The sequence below is a fragment of the Paraburkholderia sp. BR14312 genome (assembly GCF_040948675.1).
In the GTDB taxonomy this organism is placed as follows: domain Bacteria; phylum Pseudomonadota; class Gammaproteobacteria; order Burkholderiales; family Burkholderiaceae; genus Paraburkholderia; species Paraburkholderia nodosa_A.
Genome location: NZ_JBFPKI010000029.1, coordinates 1 through 17,326 on the forward strand (window position 1 = coordinate 1; position 17,326 = coordinate 17,326).

12 protein-coding genes and 1 pseudogene are annotated in these 17,326 nt (G+C 60.3%); 3 read left to right on the forward strand and 10 right to left on the reverse strand.

Annotation, left to right across the window (positions count from 1 at the left end):
- Positions 1-294 (reverse strand): hypothetical protein (locus AB3X98_RS40705; protein ID WP_368607139.1); only part of this gene is annotated, 294 nt, incomplete at its 3' end.
- Between AB3X98_RS40705 and AB3X98_RS40710 the strand changes: the two genes are divergently transcribed.
- Positions 236-1,726: an ISNCY family transposase gene (locus AB3X98_RS40710; protein ID WP_368607138.1), complete on the forward strand. Its 1,491-nt coding sequence runs from the start codon at positions 236-238 to the stop codon at positions 1,724-1,726. The genes AB3X98_RS40705 and AB3X98_RS40710 overlap by 59 nt on opposite strands.
- Positions 1,727-1,923: 197 nt before the next feature.
- Entirely contained in the window at positions 1,924-3,357 is a 1,434-nt protein-coding gene (locus AB3X98_RS40715; protein ID WP_368607137.1) for an ISNCY family transposase, read from the forward strand.
- A gap of 345 nt (positions 3,358-3,702) precedes the next feature.
- Here the strand turns inward: AB3X98_RS40715 and AB3X98_RS40720 are convergent.
- The 7 genes and pseudogenes from AB3X98_RS40720 to mdeB form a co-directional block, all read right to left on the reverse strand.
- A pseudogene (locus AB3X98_RS40720) lies at positions 3,703-3,912 on the reverse strand (IS110 family transposase); the annotation flags it as partial.
- A gap of 285 nt (positions 3,913-4,197) precedes the next feature.
- Complete coding sequence (locus tag AB3X98_RS40725; RefSeq protein ID WP_368607136.1) at positions 4,198-5,328, reverse strand: IS110 family transposase; 1,131 nt, start codon at positions 5,326-5,328, stop codon at positions 4,198-4,200.
- Between the two features lie 120 nt (positions 5,329-5,448).
- Positions 5,449-5,910 carry an IS110 family transposase gene (locus AB3X98_RS40730; protein ID WP_368607135.1) on the reverse strand — a complete coding sequence of 154 codons (462 nt, stop codon included), beginning with the start codon at positions 5,908-5,910 and terminating at the stop codon, positions 5,449-5,451.
- A gap of 199 nt (positions 5,911-6,109) precedes the next feature.
- Positions 6,110-7,870: a dihydrolipoyl dehydrogenase gene (lpdA, locus tag AB3X98_RS40735; RefSeq protein ID WP_368610433.1), complete on the reverse strand. Its 1,761-nt coding sequence runs from the start codon at positions 7,868-7,870 to the stop codon at positions 6,110-6,112.
- A gap of 43 nt (positions 7,871-7,913) precedes the next feature.
- Positions 7,914-9,287: a dihydrolipoyllysine-residue acetyltransferase gene (gene aceF / locus AB3X98_RS40740; protein WP_368610434.1), complete on the reverse strand. Its 1,374-nt coding sequence runs from the start codon at positions 9,285-9,287 to the stop codon at positions 7,914-7,916.
- 99 nt (positions 9,288-9,386) lie between these two features.
- Positions 9,387-11,165 (reverse strand): biosynthetic-type acetolactate synthase large subunit, encoded by a 1,779-nt coding sequence (gene ilvB / locus AB3X98_RS40745; RefSeq protein ID WP_368607027.1) that lies wholly within the window; start codon positions 11,163-11,165, stop codon positions 9,387-9,389.
- A gap of 25 nt (positions 11,166-11,190) precedes the next feature.
- Positions 11,191-13,905 carry an alpha-ketoglutarate dehydrogenase gene (gene mdeB / locus AB3X98_RS40750; protein WP_342949923.1) on the reverse strand — a complete coding sequence of 905 codons (2,715 nt, stop codon included), beginning with the start codon at positions 13,903-13,905 and terminating at the stop codon, positions 11,191-11,193.
- Between the two features lie 187 nt (positions 13,906-14,092).
- On the opposite strand from mdeB, the gene AB3X98_RS40755 reads away from it, so the two are divergent.
- Complete coding sequence (locus AB3X98_RS40755; protein WP_069268820.1) at positions 14,093-14,632, forward strand: Lrp/AsnC family transcriptional regulator; 540 nt, start codon at positions 14,093-14,095, stop codon at positions 14,630-14,632.
- 307 nt (positions 14,633-14,939) lie between these two features.
- Here the strand turns inward: AB3X98_RS40755 and AB3X98_RS40760 are convergent, their stop codons facing one another.
- Both AB3X98_RS40760 and AB3X98_RS40765 read right to left on the reverse strand, forming a co-directional pair.
- Positions 14,940-16,085, reverse strand: coding sequence for a porin (locus tag AB3X98_RS40760; protein ID WP_342925249.1), 1,146 nt, complete (start codon positions 16,083-16,085; stop codon positions 14,940-14,942).
- A 416-nt stretch (positions 16,086-16,501) separates the two neighbouring features.
- Positions 16,502-17,284 carry an amino acid ABC transporter ATP-binding protein gene (locus AB3X98_RS40765; RefSeq protein ID WP_342925248.1) on the reverse strand — a complete coding sequence of 261 codons (783 nt, stop codon included), beginning with the start codon at positions 17,282-17,284 and terminating at the stop codon, positions 16,502-16,504.
- Between the last annotated feature and the right edge of the window lie 42 nt (positions 17,285-17,326).

Sequence of the window (17,326 nt, forward strand, 5' to 3'; positions counted from 1 at the left end):
CTCGGTGCTAAAAACCCCCTCCAGATAGATATAAAGGACTGCGAAACAACCACACCCAGAACCAACCTCAACCCCGACATCTGTATTTAGCCGGGACCCCGACATCTGAAAATGGCTTTGACATTTGGATGTACGGGCTAAGTTGTAGTGTCCGCTTTTAGCCAAGTTCAGATGTCCGCTTTTTGGACGATCGTAAGCTAACAGATCGCTGGGAATCCAGTGTTTGGGAGCTTTAATGGCGGCAACAGAACGGATAACAATGACGATGCGCGAGCTGGACAGATTGAAGCTCATTCAGGACGTGGTGGACGCACGGCTCAAGCCGCTGCGCGCAGCGCAGCGGCTCGGGCTGACGACCCGGCAGATTCGCCGGCTGGTTGGCCGGTTTCGTGAGCACGGGCCGCAAGGCCTCGTGTCGCGGCGACGCTCGCGGCCCAGCAACAACCGGCTAGACCGCGTAACGGCAGACCGGGCGCTATCGATTGTCCGTGAGCGTTACGCCGATTTCGGGCCCACGCTGGCCTGCGAGAAGCTCCGGGAATGCCACGGCATCCAGCTGGCGAAGGAGACGTTGCGCAAACTCATGATGGACGCAGGACTATGGGTTGCGCGCCGGCAGCGGCCGCCGAAGATCTATCAGCCGCGCGCACGGCGTACGTGCCTGGGCGAGCTCATCCAGATCGACGGCAGTGAGCATGCGTGGTTCGAGGACCGGGCGCCGCAATGCACGCTGCTGGTGTACGTGGACGATGCGACGAGCCGGCTGATGGAACTGCACTTCACGCAGACGGAATCGACGTTCAGCTACTTCGAGGCAACGCGCGCGTACATCGAGAGCTATGGCAAGCCGGGCGCGTTCTACAGCGACAAGGCCAGCGTATTCCGCAACACCAGCGCCGAGCGTACCGGACGCAGCGTGACGCCGTTCGGTCGCGCGATGTACGAGCTGAACATCGACACGATCTGCGCCAACAGCAGCTCGGCCAAGGGCCGCGTGGAGCGCGCGCATCTGACGCTGCAGGACCGCCTGGTGAAGGAACTGCGGCTGCGCGGCATCAGTACGCTGGCCGAAGCCAATGCATATGCGCCCTCCTTTATGGCCGCCTACAACGCACGCTTTGCCAAGCCGCCGAAGAGTGAGTTCGATGCGCACCGGCCGCTGCGGGCCGATGAGAGCCTCGATACGGTGCTGACGTGGCGCGAACCGAGGAAGGTCAAGAAGTCGCTGACGGTGCAGTACGACCGTGTGCTGTACCTGCTGGACGATACACCGGAGAACCGCAAGCTGATCGATCGGTATATCGAGGTCTGGGAGTATCCGGACGGACGCATCGAGCTGCGGGCGGATGGCCGCGTGGTCCCGTACCGCGAATACGACAAGCTGACCGAGGTGGACCAGGGCGCAGTGGTTGAGCACAAGCGGCTAAGTCACGTACTTCAGGTCTCGCAGGTGATTCAGGCCCAGCGCGATAACGAACGGATTGGTAAAGCGCCTTCGCGAACGCACCGTGGGGACTCGACCCGAACGGAGCGCAAGCAAGGCCACGCGCGCAGGAAGAAGCAACGCGAATTTACACAGGCCGACATCGAGCAGGTGATCGTCGACCTGGCCGGGCAAAAGCAGCCTTCGCAGGCCCAGCGCAAACCAGGTCATCGATCAGCAGGCGTTAATGGAACAGGGGCGAATGCCCTGCCCGTTCATGATCCGATCTTCGACACTGCGTGAGCTGCAACCCGTGAAAGACAAAACCTGAACCCCGCAAAAGCGGACACTTGAACTTGGCCGGGAAGCGGACATCTGAAAATGGGTTTGACATTGGAATGTACGGGCTAAGTTGTAGTGTCCGCTGGCTCATTAGTGATGTCCGATTCCTGCCCTGGTTGAGGCGCACGCTCGCGTGAGGCGTCGACCAGGGGCAAACCATGAACGGACGTGAGCTGATCACGGCAAGCATGCACGAACTCGAGCGGGTCAAGGTCATCGGGGCGGTCGTTGAAGGCCGCCTGCGGTGTTTTCAGGCGGCTGAGCGGCTGCAGCTCGGTGAACGGCAGATCAGCCGGCTGTGCCGGCGCTATGAGGCTTGTGGCCCGGCGGGCCTGGTGTCGGCCAGACGTGGGCGGCCCGGCAACCGGGAGCTGCCTGTTGACCTGCGTGCCCGGGCCGTGGCGCTGGTACGTGAGTATTACGCCGATTTCGGGCCGACGCTGGCGTGCGAGAAGCTGCGCGAGTGTCACGGCATCCGGGTGGCGAAGGAGACGGTACGTCGATGGATGCGCGACGCGGGGCTATGGATACCGCGCGCGCAGCGTCCGCCGAAGGTCTACCAGCCGCGCGCACGGCGGGCGTGCCTGGGTGAGCTCATCCAGATCGACGGCAGCGACCACCGCTGGTTCGAGGAACGCGCCGCGGCCTGCACGCTGCTGGTGTACGTGGACGATGCGACCAGCCGCCTGATGCACCTGCACTTTACGGCCACGGAGTCGACCTTCAGCTACTTCGAGGCGACGCGGACGTATCTGGAGCGCTATGGCAAGCCGGTGGCGCTGTACAGCGACAAGGCCAGCGTGTTCCGCAGCCTGGGCGCGGGCAAGACCGGGCGCAGCGTGACGCACTTTGGACGGGCGATGTACGAGTTGAACATCGACACGTTCTGCGCCAACAGCAGCCCGGCCAAGGGGCGCGTGGAGCGCGCGCACCTGACCCTGCAGGATCGCCTGGTGAAGGAGTTGCGGCTGCGCGGCATCAGTACCGTCGCGGGCGCCAACGCGTATGCGCCGGCCTTCATGGCGGCCTACAACGCACGCTTCGCGAAGCCGCCGAGGAGCCCGTACGACGCACACCGGCCACTGCGCGCCGACGAGGATCTGGACGCCCTGCTCACCTGGCGCGAAGCGCGACGCGTGACGAAGTCGCTGACGGTGCAGTACGACCGCGTGATGTACCTGCTGGACGACACGCCGCAGAACCGCAAGCTGGTGCACCGCTACATCGAGGTGTGGGAGTACCCGGACGGGCGTATCGAGCTGCGGGCCGACGCTCGTGTGCTGCCATACCGCGAGTATGACCGGCTCAGCGAGGTGGATCAGGGCGCGGTCATTGAGCACAAGCGGCTGACCCACGCGCTGCAGGTGGCGCAGGCGCTGCAGGCGCAGCGCGATGGCCGGCGGGCCTCGGGCTCGCCCTCACGCACGAACCGCGGCATCGAGGTACGCAGGGCCGAACGTGTTCCGGGCACGAAGAAGTCGCGCGAGTTCACGCAAGCGGACATGAACGCAGCAATCGTGGCCGTGACGCAACGTAAAACGCAAACCATCCAGTCCGGTAAGCCAGGCAAGCGGTCTGCAACAGTTCGCTGAACGAACTTAAGTGCCCTGCTGCTTCACACCTGCCCCTTCAACACGCTGGAGGCTTAACACCAGAAAGACAGAAAACCCTTTAAAAACCGGACATTTCTTATATGGTCGCCTCCCATTTGCAAGGTGATTGTGCGTGGCGAGGAGGGTGGTTGCGGACTTATATCCGGACTCGATCGCGGGCATGCCCGCCGGCCCCGATGGATTTCGCCGCAAAGGTCCTAATCTAATTTGCGGACTCGAGGTCCGAGAAATGTCTCAGGCTTGCCTTTGCGCGGTCCAACCTGTCTTGCCATCACTCAGTACACCTGTGCAACCGTGAATGGGGTTACTGCCTTTGAAGCGTGGTCACTGCGCTTGAGCTGCTTCATACGTTCGGCCGTACGCGAGGAGCGCCCAGATTGTTCGCGCCATCTTGTTGGCGAGTGCAACAGCTACGACGTTCGTTGGACGACGGGACAGCATCTGGCGCAAGCGCTCCGGCAAGTGCCTTGCGCTTACGATGACCGATCGCGCACCGTGGATCAGCAGCGTTCGCAGATACACGTCGCCACGCTGATATGACTCCCGCTGTCAATCGGGATCGATTTTCAAGATCTACTCCATGGTTAGAGCAAATTTCCTGAGGGCGGCGTAGCAGTAAATCTCGACGGTGAATCACGCTGATATTCGCGGGTTGGTTGCCGCATTACAGAGGTCCGTCTCATGAGCCTGCCGCTTTCTTGCTACGCAAGTCGACTGATGCCGTTGCCAAACGAGGTCGCGGGCTACTCGAATACCGGGCTGCGCCGCCTTCAGGAAACTTCCGATGGTCGTTGGTCTTGCTTCAGTAGCGTCCCCTGTTTATGCCGTTTGCGCATTGTGCGGTACCGCCAAAGCTATCCCGAGTCGACCGACGTCCCAGATGAAGGCAGCCAGCTCGCGCGCGACAGCGATGATGGCAACATGTGCGGATTTGCCTTTGGCTACGAGTCTCCGATACCGGCGGCATAGCCTTAGTTGAGCGTCCCAGGCACGATCGATTATCGGTTTGGGTAGACCTTCATGCCGGCGCTGGATGTCGATACTCACCCGTGCAGGATGCCGATAGCTCCAGGCGGATTCGACCAACAGCTTGCGCGCGTAGCTGTTGCCAGTCTTGGTAATGCTGCCTTGGCGTCGCTTTCCACCGGATGAATGCTCTGATGGTGTCACGCCAATCCATGCCATCAGCTGTCGCGGATGTTCGAAGCGCCCGAGGTCGCCCAATTCGGACGCCAGGCCGATCGCCGACGTGAAGTTGATTCCCCGCATGGCCTGTAACGCGAGTACCTCCGGATAGAAACGCCAGTCGGGAACGGCCTCACGTAATGCCACTTCCAGTCGCTGGCATTGCGCGAGCCGGTCCTCAATCGTGCGCCGATGCTCGTTAAACGCAAGTTGCTGCCACGCACTATCGAATGAGAACGTACTTAACCAGCGCCTGTGTGTCGGTCCCCAGTTCGGACGGCCGAGATAGTGAACACCGTGGGCAAGCAGGAACGATTTGAGCCGGCAGCGCGCTGCCTTCAGGTCTTCCCTGGCGGCCGACCAGGCGCGTGCCAGGTCGCGAAACGCTTCGTCTTCAACCGTGGGCACATGCACTGCCGAAAGGTCGCCGGCGCGTAGCGAGCGTACCAGCTTGATCGCGTCACGGCGGTCCGTCTTGACACGCTCACCTGGCTTGCGGGGAATTAGTGATGGTGCGCAAACCATGCAATCGAAACCTTTATCGATCAGCCGTCGGTAGAGGCCGTAACCGCAAGGGCCGGCCTCATAGACAAAGAAGATATGTGGCACTTTCGATTGCAGACGTTTGCACAGCCGATCCACGTCAATCTGCATGGTGCCGACTTTGCCGAACAGTTCGACGTCGCCCATCCCAACTGCATAGGCGACCGTAATCGAATCCTTGTGGACATCCAGGCCCACGTACAGGGTGCTATCGTGTTCCATGCTGGCCTCCGCGTCGGAATGAACCGTTGAGCCGTGGTTTCGTCCCCGCTCAATGCGGCTCTGGCAGCAATGCTAACCCGCGTCTACAACCGCACGGCGGCCAGCCTTGCCGAACGGGAGTCATACTGACTTGCTGATGCTGCCGAGCTTCACCTTGCCGCCGGAGCTGTTCTGTCGCGGTACGAGCCCCAGATAGGCGGCAAATTCCCGTCCGGAGCGAAACGTCTGTGCCTGTCCGATGACCGATACCGCAGCAGTCGCCGTGAGGACACCCACGCCAGGAATCTCCGAGATGCGTTTGCATGCATCATCATTGCGGCGCCAATCGAGAATGCGCTGCTCGATCCGTGCGATCTGATCGTCGAGTGCGCGAAGCCGCGAGAACTGGTCCTGCAGGCTGTCTGCGAGCATGGCTGGCAGCTGCTCGGCCAGTGACGCCAGCGCGACTTTCGCGGCCTCGATCGATGCCCGGCGACCTTGCGGCAGCACGATACCGAATTCGTAGAGCAGCCCTCGAAGCTGGTTGACCTGCATGACGCGGATCCGGACCAGTTGCTGGCATATCCGGTGCATCGCCAGCATGGCCTCGTCCCGTACCGTCCGTAATGGCTGACTCGAAATCCTCTCCTCGGGTCGGGTGCCAGGCAGTCCTGGACCATACGTCTCAACGACACTCCCGAAATCGCCATAAGTTCCTCCATCATTTCGACGGCGACGGTACTGCGCCCCTGAAGATCAACAGTCGTTAACACGCGGTTGATAGCGCCACCAAGACCTAGACTTACTTGGGACTTGCGTTTCCGCGCTTCGGCGGCACATCGGTGCAGACGCCCTCGTACAGCTCGGCGGCCATGCCGATTGACTCGCCCAGCGTCGGGTGCGGGTGAATCGTCTTGCCGATGTCGGTCGCATCCGCGCCCATTTCCACCGCGAGGCAGACTTCGCTGATGAGGTCGCCCGCGTTCAGGCCGACGATGCCGCCGCCGATCACGCGATGCGTCTCTTCGTCGAAGATCAGCTTCGTGAAGCCCTCGTCGCGGCCGTTGGCGATCGCGCGGCCCGAAGCGGCCCACGGGAACACCGCCTTGCCGTACTTGATGCCTTCGGCCCTGCACTGGTCTTCGGTCTTGCCGGCCCACGCCACTTCCGGATCGGTGTAAGCCACCGAAGGAATCTGCAGCGCGTCGAAGTACGCCTTCTCGCCGTGCGCCGCTTCCGCCGCCACGTGGCCTTCATGCACGGCCTTGTGCGCGAGCATCGGCTGGCCGACCACATCCCCGATCGCGAAGATGTGCGGGACGTTGGTGCGCATCTGCTTGTCGACTTCGATGAAGCCGCGATCCGTCACCGCTATGCCCGCCTTGTCCGCGCCGATCTTCTTGCCGTTGGGCGAGCGGCCCACGGCGACCAGCACGAGGTCGTAGCGTTGCGGCTCGGCCGGCGCCTTTTCGCCCTCGAACGACACATAGATGCCGTCGTCCTTCGCCTCGGCGTTCGTGGTCCTGGTCTTGAGCATGACGTTCGCGAAGCGCTTCGCGTTGTACTTCTCCCAGACCTTCACGAGGTCGCGGTCCGCACCGGCCATCAGGCCGTCGAGCATTTCCACGACGTCGATCTGCGCGCCGAGCGTCGCGTAGACGGTGGCCATTTCCAGACCGATGATGCCGCCGCCGATCACAAGCATCTCCTGCGGGATCTGACGCAGTTCCAGCGCGCCGGTCGAATCGACCACGCGCGGATCTTCCGGCATGAACGGCAGTTTCACGGCCTGCGAACCCGCAGCGATGATCGCCTGCTTGAACTTGACGATCTTCTTGCCGTTCTCGCCCACCACTTCCATGTGGTTCGGATCGAGGAACGCGCCCACGCCCGTCACGACTTCGACCTTGCGCGCCTTCGCCATGCCGGCGAGGCCGCCCGTCAGCTTCTTGACGACGCCCGACTTGAAGTCGCGCAACTTGTCCAGGTCGATTTGCGGCTTGCCGAACGTGATGCCGTGCGAGCCGAGCGCTTCGGCTTCGTCGATCACGAGCGCCGTGTGCAGCAGCGCCTTCGACGGGATGCAGCCCACGTTCAGGCACACGCCGCCAAGCGTCGAATAACGCTCGACCAGCACGGTCTTCATGCCGAGGTCGGCGGAGCGGAACGCCGCCGAGTAGCCGCCGGGGCCCGCGCCGAGCACGAGCATGTCGCATTCGACATCGGCGCTGCCGCTGAAGCTGCCGGCTTGCGGCGCCGGCGCTGCTGCCTTCGGCGCTGCTGCCTTCGGCGCTTCAGCCTTCGGAGCCGGCGCCGCTGCGCCTTCTGAAGCCTCGACCAGCGCGATCACCGTGCCCTGCGAAGCCTTGTCGCCGGCTTTGATCTTCACTTCCTTGACGGTGCCCGCGACGTCGCTGGGCACTTCCATCGTGGCCTTGTCCGACTCGAGCGAGAGCAGCGTCTGCTCCTTCTCGATCACATCACCGGTCTTGATGTTGACTTCAATGACCTCAATGTCCCTGAAGTCGCCGATATCCGGCACTTTTACATCGATAAGCGTCATGGATTGATTTCTTCCCTGCGGTTGTACCGGAGCTCGTCGCGGATCAAAGCGATACCCGTCGATAGTCGGCCAGAATCGTGACGAGACAGGCATTGAAGCGGCCAGCTTCTGCGCCATCAATGACGCGATGATCCCATGAAACCGACAGGGGCAGCATGAGGCGAGGCACAAACTGCCTGCCATCCCACACCGGCTTCATCGCGCTCTTCGACAGGCCGAGGATCGCCACTTCCGGTGCGTTGATGATCGGCGTGAAATGCGTGCCGCCGATGCCGCCGAGCGACGAGATCGAGAAGCAGCCGCCTTGCATCTGGTCCGGCTTGAGCTTGCCTTCGCGCGCGAGCTTCGAGAGCTCGGCCATTTCCTTGGCAATGTCGACGAGACCCTTCTTGTCCGCGTCGCGGATCACCGGAACGACGAGGCCGTTCGGCGTGTCGGCGGCAAAACCGATGTGGTAGTACTGCTTGAAGACGAGGTTGTCGCCGTCGAGGCTCGCATTGAACGCCGGGAACTTCTTGAGCGCCGCGACGCAGGCCTTGATGACGAACGCGAGCATCGTGAACTTCACGCCCGCCTTCTCGTTTTCCTTGTTCAACTGCACGCGCAGCGCTTCGAGGTCGGTGATGTCCGCTTCGTCGTTGTTCGTGACGTGCGGGATCATGACCCAGTTGCGGTGCAGGTTCGCGCCGGAAATCTTCTTGATGCGCGACAGCGGATGCGCATCGATCGGGCCGAACTTCGTGAAATCGACCTTCGGCCACGGCAGCAGGTTCAGGCCCGTACCGCTCGCTGCCGCTGGGGCTACTCCAGCGGCAGCGCCAGCCGGCGCAGCGAGCGCGCCCGTCATCACGCCCTTCACGAACGCGGTGACGTCGTCCTGGCTGATGCGGCCCTTCGGCCCGGTGCCCTGAACTCGCGTGATGTCCATGCCGAGGTCGCGCGCCAGTTTACGCACCGACGGCGAAGCATGGCTTGATCCGCTCAGCCCAACCTCCTTCTCCGGGATCACGGCCGCTGGCGCAGGCGCGGATGGATGACCTGCCGGACTGCGCTCCTCATCAACAATGGGTGAGCCATCTCGACGCCCGGTCTTCTCGCTCGCGTCAACCTTACCGGTGACCGCCTCGGCCGCCGCACCTTGCGGCTCCATGAGCAGGATGACCGAACCTTCCGACACCGCATCGCCGACCCTGAGCTTTATTTCCCGAACGACGCCACCAAAAGGACTGGGCACGTCCATGGTGGCCTTGTCCGACTCCAGCGTAACCAGCGATTGCTCCTCCCGTACTACATCACCGGGGCCAACCAGTACCTCGATGACGGGGACGCCCTTGTAGTCGCCGATGTCAGGCACCTTAATCTCTGTTACACGCACTTCAGTAATCTCCCAATCGCGGTCCAAGGCGAGCGCAACGATCGTTGCGTAGTGTTTCTCGCGAATGCGTCAATGCCAGAACAGGCAGCAGGCGCCGGGCTGCCCGAAGTCCTGGCTATGTTGAACATTAGCCATGCTGAACTACCGGTCGACATCGCGCGAATTCATCAGCATGTCCGTCAGTCCCGCGCCCGCTCGAACCATAGGCCAGACGTTCTCGGACGGATCGATGGCAAAGTCCATGAATACCGTACGCTGCTTCATGGCAAGTGCTTCGCGCAGCACGGGCTCGACATCGCATGGTCGATCGATGCGAAAGCCGACATGCCCATAAGCGCGGGCAAGTGCGACAAAGTCAGGCAACGCGTCCATGTACGAGTGGGAGTAACGGTCGCTATAAGTCACATGCTGCAGCTGCCTTACCATGCCGAGATAGCCGTTGTTGAGGGAAACGATTTTCACCCCGAGGTCGTACTGCCTGCAGGTCGACAACTCCTGGATACACATCTGGATCGAGCCGTCTCCGGTTACTGTGACCACATCCGCGTCCGGAAGCGCGCGTTTGACGCCCATCGCATAGGGCAGTCCGACACCCATGGTTCCGAGGCCTCCCGAGTTGATCCATCGGCGAGGTTTATCGAATCCATACAGCTGCGCGGCCCACATCTGGTGCTGTCCGACATCCGAACAGATATAGGCATCGCCTCCGGTAGCTTCCCAAAGTCGCTGAATGACGAACTGAGGCTTGATTACATCTTCTGCCGGCTCATAGGCGAGGCAGCGCTTCTCACGCCAAGTCTCAATCTGTGTCCACCAGTCCTTCCGGTGCCCAGCATGAATACGTTGTGCTTCGAGCTGTCTCAGTATCGCGCGCGCCGCGGTCTTCACGTCTCCCACGATCGGAATGTCAACCTGCACCCGCTTGTCGATTGTCGCGGGATCAATATCAACATGAATAGTCGTCCTGCTATCTGACCGAAAGTCCCCGGTATTTCCAATGACCCGGTCATCGAATCTCGCACCGAGCGCAATCAGTACGTCGCAATGCTGCATCGCCATGTTGGCTTCGTACGTTCCATGCAGTCCTGGCATTCCGAGGCACCGCCTATCCGAAGCGGGAAAGGCGCCAAGCGCCATCAACGTGTTCGTCACCGGGGCATCGAGTCGCCGCACGAGTTCCGCAATCTCCCCGCTGGCAGCCGATGCAACCGCTCCGCCGCCAACGAGAATGCATGGCCGGCGCGAGCGCGCGAGCGCCTCGGCGGCCCGCCGCACCTGTCCCGCATGAGGTTCCGTGCGCGGACGGTAGGATCGCAGCGTGACGGATTCAGGTATGCGCAATGGCGTCTTCGCCTGAAGCACGTCTTTGGGAATATCCACCAGCACAGGCCCGGGGCGTCCGGTGCGGGCGATATGAAACGCGCTTTTGAGCGTCTTCGCCAGTTGAGAGACATCCAGCACCAGAAAGTTATGCTTGACGATCGACCGGGTAATTCCGACAGCATCGCACTCCTGAAACGCATCGGTTCCGATAGAGTGTGTGGGCACGTTACCGGAGATCACCACCATCGGAATGGAATCGAAATAGGCAGTCGCAATGCCTGTCACCGCGTTCGTCACACCCGGCCCCGATGTCACCAGCGCTACGCCGACCTTTCCCGTCGCGCGCGCGAAACCATCCGCCGCGTGGACGGCGGCCTGTTCATGGCGAACCAGCAAATGGGTAACATCGATGGATTCGTGGAGCGCATCGTAAAGCGGCAGGACCGCGCCGCCTGGATACCCCCAAACCGTCTCAACACCCTCCCCGCGCAGGACGGACAGGACAATCTGTGCTCCCGATGCATCGCCGTCCCTGCCCGAAGTATCCGGAGCGCCGGCTTTCGCAACCTGTTGGATCTCAGCACCCGCAATCTTCATTATTAGCTCCGGTAGTGCCTGCCCGTCACCGTTGCCACGGCGCGGCCCGGTTCGCGTCATGCTTGCCATAGCGATCAACGGCACGCCTGACGAGCTCGACCGCTACTGCACCGTCGTCCGCGAGCGCTTTCAGCGCGGCAATCGCGATCGAATGTTGGTCGACTTCGAAGAAGGCCCGCAGCGCCGCACGGGTGTCACTGCGTCCGAAGCCATCGGTGCCAAGCGTCACATAGCGCCGCGGCACATATGCACGAATGAGTTCGGGAACGGCGCGCACATAGTCTGTCGCCGCGATCACGGGCCCGTGCGTGGGAGACAACGCAGACGTCACATACGGAGCGGCAGCGCGATCCTCGTCGAACAAGCGATCGGTGCGTTCGGACGCGACACCGTCCCGGTGCAGCTCGGTAAAGCTGGTGACGCTCCACACTGATGCTTCGATGTTCCAGTCTTCCTTCAGCAAGCGCGCGGCCGCCTGCACTTCGCCCAGAATCGCCCCCGAACCGAGCAACTGGACCTCAGCCCGATCGAGCGATGTTGTGTCAAGCGGATACATGCCCTTGAGCACACCATCACGAACGCTTTCGATGGGTGCATCCGGAAGTGAAGGCTGTGCGTAGTTCTCGTTCGTCACCGTCAGGTAATAGAACACATCGCGCTGACGTTCAATCATCTCGCGCATGCCTTCGTCTACGATCATGGCCACCTCGTACGCGAATGCCGGATCGTAGGCGCGGCAGTTCGGTACCGTCGAGGCCGCCAGATGGCTCGTGCCGTCCTGATGCTGCAAACCCTCGCCACCGAGTGTCGTCTTCCCCGCCGTTGCACCGATCAGAAAGCCACGCGCACGCTGGTCAGCGGCAGCCCAGATGAGATCGCCGATGCGCTGGAAACCGAACATCGAGTAGTAGATGTAGAACGGCAGCATGGGCAGGTCGTGCACGCTGTATGAAGTGGCTGCGGCGACCCACGAGGACACAGCGCCCGCCTCCGAAATGCCCTCTTCCAGTATCTGTCCGCCCGTATCTTCCCGGTAATACAGCATTGAGCCCATGTCTTCGGGCTCGTACAGCTGCCCGAGCGGCGAATAGATCCCAACCTGCCGGAACAGATTCGCCATACCGAACGTGCGTGCCTCATCGGCGACTACGGGAACAATGCGAGGGCCGAGCGACGCGTCTTTCAGAAGGCTCCCGAGCATCCGCACGAGCGCCATCGTGGTCGACATCTCCTTGCCGTTCGCGTCCAGCGCAAATTGCCCCCACGCCGGCAATGCGGGAACAGGCAGCATTTGCGACGCGGTTGTCCGCCTGCGGGGCAGATACCCGCCGAGCGCTTCGCGCCGGGCATGCAGGTACCGCATTTCTGGACTGTTGTCCGCCGGCCTGTAGAACCGCAGCTGCTCGACGTCTTCGTCGGAGAGGGGCAAGCGGAACCGGTCGCGAAACGCTTTCAGTTGTTCGACGTCGAGCTTCTTCTGTTGATGCGTGGTCATCCGGCCCTGGCCGATCGAGCCCATGCCGAAGCCCTTCATTGTCTTCGCGAGAATCACCGTAGGCTGCCCTGCATGTTTCAGTGCCCTGTTGTACGCCGCATACAGCTTGCGTACGTCATGGCCACCGCGGCGCAGGCGGTCAATATCGTCGTTGCTCAGATGCGCGGCAAGCGCAGCCAGTTCCTCGTTCTGTCCGAAGAAGCGTTCGCGGTTGTAGGCGCCGTCATTGGCAGAGAAGGTCTGAAACTGTCCATCGACGGTATGAGCAAACGCTCGCAACAACGCGCCGGTGCGATCGCGTGCGAAAAGACCGTCCCAATCAGAACCCCACACGACCTTGATGACGTTCCAGCCCGCCCCCGTGAATTGCGCCTCGAGTTCGTCAATGATGCGGCCGTTACTTCGCACGGGGCCGTCAAGTCGCTGCAGATTGCAGTTGATCACGAAAACGAGGTTGTCGAGCCGCTCGCGTGCGGCGAGCGACAAGGCACCGATCGATTCGGGCTCGTCCATCTCGCCGTCGCCAAAGAAGCCCCAGACCTTGCGGCCTTCCGTTTTGAGCAGCCCACGGTTCTGCAGGTAACGCATGAAGCGCGCCTGGTAGATCGAGTTGATAGGGCCGATGCCCATCGATCCCGTCGGAAACTGCCAGAAGTCAGGCATCAGCCACGGATGCGGATAGGAACACAGACCCGGACCCGCGATCTCGCGACGGTAGTGCTCCAGATGCTGCTCGCTCAGGAAACCTTCAAGGAATGCGCGCGCGTATACTCCCGGCGACGAATGGGGCTGAAAATAGATGAGGTCACCGCCATGAGCATCGTTCGCACCGCGAAAGAAGTGGTTGAATCCAACCTCGAAAAGATCCGCTGCCGATGCGTAGCTCGCGATATGTCCACCGAGTTCGCCGTAAGCGCGGTTCGCTCGCACCACCATCGCGAGCGCATTCCAGCGTAGTGCAGCGGCGAGTCGCTCTTCGGTATCGACGTCACCTGGAAACGGCGGCTGCTGTTCGACCGGGATGGTGTTCGCATAGGGCGTGACGTTCGCACGCGCCGTTGCGATGCCGCTCGACAATGCATGCGCGGCCAGGCGGTCGAAAAGATACTGGGCACGTCCGAGCCCGACATGCTCCACCACGCCATCCAGTGCGGAGATCCACTCGGCAGTTTCCTGCGGGTCGTTGTCCATGCGGGCTTGATTGAGGGCAAGAACGGGCTGAACACCGCTCGATAGATCGGTCATGGAAACTCCAGGCTAAACAGTGAGATTCGTGAGCTTCGAGACTCGTGCGGGTCGGAATTTCGAGTTCGAGGACATGGGAAGAGCTTATCCATCCCATCACAAAATGTGCGTCTCTTTTGTGGGGGAGTTTTCAGCTCAAATAGGGTATAAATTCTGGTAACGATGCCTCACATGAGATTTCCATACTATGACGTCCGAAACAAAACTCCCGACCCGCCGGTTAGACCGCACCGACATCGCGATCCTGCGGCAGTTGCAGGACAATGCGCGTATCACAAACGCTGAGCTCGCCCGCGCGGTTAACCTCTCGCCCACTCCCTGCTTCAATCGCGTACGCGCACTTGAAAAGCTCGGCCTGTTCCGCCAACACGTGACCCTACTCGACGCCGGCGCGCTCGGGTTACGTATCAATGTGTTCATTCAGGTTAGCCTCGAACAACAGGTAGAAGACGCGTTACGCGTTTTTGAAAAGGAGATCGAGGATCGGCCAGAAGTGATGGAGTGCTATCTGATGACAGGCGACGCCGATTATCTGTTGCGCGTCGTCGTGCCGGACATGCAAAGCCTTGAGCACTTCATCGTCCAATGGCTCACGAAAATACCTGGCGTGTCGAACATCCGCTCCAGCTTTGCGCTTAAGCAGGTGCGGTACAAGACAGCGTTGCCGTTGCCGACCGTTGGCCTCACGTTGCCGAGTGGCGAGGAAACGCCTCAGGAGTGGACTTGAGGGTGGCAGTAGCCAACGTCTAGCGTTGGCACTGGTAACGCCCTTGTGCCGACAAGTAGTCGACCGGGAAGACAGTTAATGCAGAAGCTGAAATGCCCAGTCGCACACGGCCGCTGGTACCTCAACCGAATCGCGAACTATAGGATTGAGTCGAACTCGTTCCTTGAACAGTTAATACCTTCACACCGGCACTAGACGACGCGAGCTCGACACCTTTTTCCCCTGTCGCGCTGAGGCGAGATTGGGTCAACAGACATCGGTTTTCGAGCCCGCGTGATCTCATCGATTTGGTGCTTGGCTGAGTCGACTAGAATTTATGACGGAGCCCGAGGCGCAAAGCGAGCTGGCTGTTGCCCGAGGAAACACCGTACGCACCGGGTACATATGCGAAATCCAGCACTGAACCCGTCGTATCTCCTCCTACATGCTGATAGGCACCCTGAAGATAAACGTCTGTTCGCTTTGAGATGTTGTAGTCGCCCATCAACCCGACCGTCTGATAGTTCGGATGGAAGCTGCCCGCTGCCGTGGTCATCGTCGCGTGCGTGTAGGTGTACATCGCGCCAACATAGAACGCTGGCGTGAACTGGTACTTGCCATTGATTTCGAAGTTCTGGAAGCGGAGGTCCGAAGCCGGACCACTGACAGGCGTAATAGCGCCCACGTACCCGGAGTTCACCGGATTCTTCACATCCACGTTCGAGTATGCGAAGCCGAAAGTGGCACTTCCAATATAGTAGTTGATACCAGCACCAAAGATGCGCAGCCGGTCACCCACAAAATTTTCATCGCCACCATTGTTGATCGCACCGGTCGCGGTTGATGACGGATTGTTGGCCTGTAGATAGGACGCCGCGATCAGGATGCTTCCGGTCTCATATTGTGCTCCCAGACTATACTGACGATTATTGGCGAAATTGGTGTCATTTGAGAAGCTGTAAGTGCCACCGAATTGGAAGCCACCGAAATTCGGGCTGGTATATTTCGCCGTATTGTTGACCCGAAAAGTGCCATCCGTATTGTCGTTGTCGTATGGGTGCGAGAGCAGATAACCTGCCCATGTTCCATTTGCTGTCGTCGACGAGAAGTAGTCGACAACAGAGTCATACTGGCGACCAAAAGTAAGCTTGCCATACGTCGAACTTGACAGCCCCACGTATGCCTGACGTCCAAACATCAGGCCGCCCTGGCCGAGCTTGCCGTTGTTCACGTTGAACCCACTCTCGATCTGAAACACGGCCTTCAGCTGGCCACCGAGGTCCTCCGTACCTTTCAGTCCCCACCGACTACCCTGCACGTATCCGCTTTGAAGCTCGTATGCCCGGCTTCCAGCTGCATTATTCGTGAAGTCAAAACCTTCATCGATGAGTCCATACAACGTGACGGTACTTTGCGCATAGGCGGACACTCCGATCCCGGCCAATACGGACGCCACCAGCAATTTCGCCTTCATATCATCGTCTCCAAACGTGGTAGTTATTGAAAATCAATTTGTAGTACGTAACAACTAGTTTGCATAAAGTGGTGGTGCTCTCCCGTTTCCCGAGCCGCGCATTCTTCATCGCCCCGGTCGCATCGATCCTGCAATGCCACACCGATCCTCACTGCGCGGCAAACCTCGGCTGAAACCGCGGTCCCGCAACGTTGCCCGAACTACTCGGGCTTCCTCGCTCCGACAACTATGAGTGCGCGTTTTCCAATACGACCTGGGGGCCTAACGTATAAACCTCTCGGAGCGTAATGCCAGCGTTAGGTTCGTGCCCCGTCGAACGCCGGCAGGATTCTTTGTGGCCTCAATTTCCTCATCGATTCACGATGTTTTGGTGCAGCCGCCGATACCCTCCTATCGAAGTCGGCTGCGACCTCGCATTATTTGTGCAACAACTGACTCAGAAACTTCTTCGCTCTGATATGCGTCGGATTGCGGAAGAAGGTATCCGGCGGTGCACATTCGATGACTTCCCCACCGTCCATAAATACGATACGGTCAGCAACTTCACGAGCGAATCCCATCTCATGAGTCACACAGATCATCGTCATGCCATCGTTCGCAAGTCCGGTCATCACATCGAGTACTTCTTTGATCATCTCCGGATCGAGCGCTGACGTCGGCTCGTCAAACAGCATGATCTTTGGTTTCATGCAGAGCGCACGAGCAATTGCGACGCGTTGCTGCTGCCCACCGGAAAGCTGTGCCGGATACTTCTTCGCCTGGTCCGGTATGCGAACCCGGTTGAGGTTTTCCATCGCAATCGCCTTGGCCTCCGCCCGCGACGCTCGGCCAGTACGGATCAACGCCAGCGTACAGTTGTCGATCACGCTCAAGTGAGGGAACAGATTGAAATGCTGAAATACCATTCCGACATCTCGGCGCATATGCGACAACCCCTTCATCTTCGCGTGCATCTCGACACCGTCCACAACGATCCGGCCTTCCTGGTGCGTCTCCAGCTGATTGATGCAGCGGATCAGCGTCGATTTTCCTGATCCTGACGGACCGCAGACCACGATCCGCTCGCCGAACGCCACATTCAAATTGATGTCGCGCAAAACCTGAAATTCGCCGTACCACTTCGATACACCTTCAATTGCTACCGCGATCGACTCGGGCGTATTCGCTTGCAACCCCGCCGGTTCGCGTGGTTGCGTCATTTGGGATACCATGTCTTCCTCCACAACACTTCAAACGTCTTG